Annotated in this window: 3 protein-coding genes; 1 reads left to right on the top strand and 2 read right to left on the bottom strand. The window is 66.5% G+C overall.

Annotated elements, in window-relative coordinates; translation table 11 throughout:
• On the top strand, positions 1-235 hold a 235-nt coding region (locus E1263_RS42290), incomplete at its 5' end, for a transposase (RefSeq protein ID WP_165956474.1).
• 100 nt (positions 236-335) lie between these two features.
• On the opposite strand, the gene E1263_RS42285 is transcribed toward E1263_RS42290, so the two are convergent.
• Positions 336-1,478 (bottom strand): CaiB/BaiF CoA transferase family protein, encoded by a 1,143-nt coding sequence (locus tag E1263_RS42285; protein WP_132178104.1) that lies wholly within the window; start codon positions 1,476-1,478, stop codon positions 336-338.
• 165 nt (positions 1,479-1,643) lie between these two features.
• On the bottom strand, positions 1,644-1,822 hold a 179-nt coding region (locus E1263_RS42280; RefSeq protein ID WP_132178102.1), incomplete at its 5' end, for an IS30 family transposase.

Below are 1,822 nucleotides of genomic sequence, written 5' to 3'. Positions count from 1 at the left end.
TGGCCAGACCCACCGCCACCGCCTCAACCGAGGCGGCGACCGGCAAGCCAACAAAGCGCTCTACGTGATCGTCATCAGCCGACTCCGCCACGATCCACGCACCCAGGCCTACGCAGCGAAACGCACCACCGAAGGCCTGTCAAAGAAAGACATCATCCGCTGCCTCAAACGCCTCATCGCCCGCGAGATCTACTACCTCCTACGCCAACCAAACCCCAAGCCAACCGCTGCTTGACATCCATAGGAGCATCCAACTGCGTCAAGTGGCACTCAGCGGAGTGCCGCTGAGCGTGCGATCGCCCGCGCTCCTCGACTTGATGAGTGGGGGCGGTCCGCTATTCCTCGAGCCAGGCGCGGACGGAGTCGTTGTGCTCGCCCAGCCGCGGCGGCGCGATGTTGGTTTCGCGGGCGCCGGCATAGGGCTGGTTGTCGAAGCGCAGCGGCGGGCCAGGGAGCTGGATGTTGCCGAGGGTCGGGTGGTCGACGTCGATCAGCAGGCCCTGCGACAGCGTCTGCTCCCACTCGTAGACCTGCTGGATGTCGCGCACCTTGCCGGCCGGAATCCCCTGCTCAGCAAGCGTTTCCAGCCACTTGTCCGCCGATGCGGCCGCGAACGCCGTCTCGATCACCGCGATCAGCTCGGCACGATTCCCCACCCGCTCCGCATTCGTCGCGAACCGCGGATCCGCCGGATCCAGCCCGACGATCGGCGCGAACATCCGCCACTGCCCCTCGCTGCCGACCGCCACCTGCACCTTGTCGTCGGCCGTCGCGAACATCCCGTACGGCGCGATCTGCGCATGGTGATTGCCGATCCGCCCCGGCACCTCTCCGGCGACCGTCCATTTTGTCCCGTGGAACGCGTGCACTCCGACCATCGCGGCGAGCAGACTCGTCCGCACCACGCGGCCCTTCCCGGTCACCGACCGCTCGTGCAACGCGGCCAGCGCGCCATAAGCGCCGTACATGCCGGCCAGCAGGTCAGCGATCGGCACACCGACCTTCGTCGGCTCGGCTTCGCCGGTGACGCTCATCAGGCCGCCCTCGCCCTGCGCGATCTGGTCGTACCCAGCCCGGCCACCCTCGGGCCCGTCATGCCCGAACCCGGTGATCGACACCACGATCAGCCCCGGGTTCAGCTCATGCAGCCGCTCAACCGAGAACCCGAGCCGATCCAGCACACCGGACCGGAAGTTCTCCAGCAGGATGTCGGCCTTCTGCACCAGCTTGGTCAGGAACGCCTTGCCCTCGTCGGACTTGAGGTCAGCAGTCACCGACTCCTTGTTCCGATTCGCGGACAGGAAGTACGTCGACTCACCCTCGACGAACGGCGGCCCCCACCCCCGGCTGTCGTCGCCACCCACCGGCGTCTCGACCTTGATCACCCGCGCCCCAAGGTCCCCCAGCATCATGCCCGCATGCGGCCCGGCCAACGCCCGAGTCAGGTCCACCACAACAACATCCGAGAGCAGCTGCATGCCCGCGAGCCTAAGCGCACAACAAGCCTCACCGCGCGAAATGAGACTGACCCCTCAGCCGCAGCGCCGCAGCCCCACCCGCAACTCATGGGTTCCCCCATGCGCTTGTGGGTTCTGGACCCGCATGGCGGTTTCTAGGGGTGGTTGCAACACCGTGCTGGGTTTCTAGGTGGTGAGTAGATCACGCAGGCGTTCGGCTGGGGTGTCCCAGTCGAGGGTTTTGCGTGGTCGGGCGTTGAGTTCTTGGGCGACGTGTTCGAGGTCTTCGGGGCCGTGGATGGACAGGTCGGTGCCTTTGGGGAAGTACTGGCGCAGGAGCCCGTTGGTGTTCTCGTTGGTGCCGC

Source organism: Kribbella antibiotica (genome assembly GCF_004349055.1).
Classification (GTDB): Bacteria; Actinomycetota; Actinomycetes; order Propionibacteriales; family Kribbellaceae; genus Kribbella; species Kribbella antibiotica.
Note: the sequence above shows the minus strand (reverse complement) of the source record. Positions and strands in the feature narration are given on the sequence as shown.

Excerpts from the sequence above, each read along its gene's own strand:
- E1263_RS42285 (WP_132178104.1), bottom strand. The coding sequence starts at position 1,478 with ATGCAGCTGCTCTCGGATGTTGTTGTGGTGGACCTGACTCGGGCGTTG.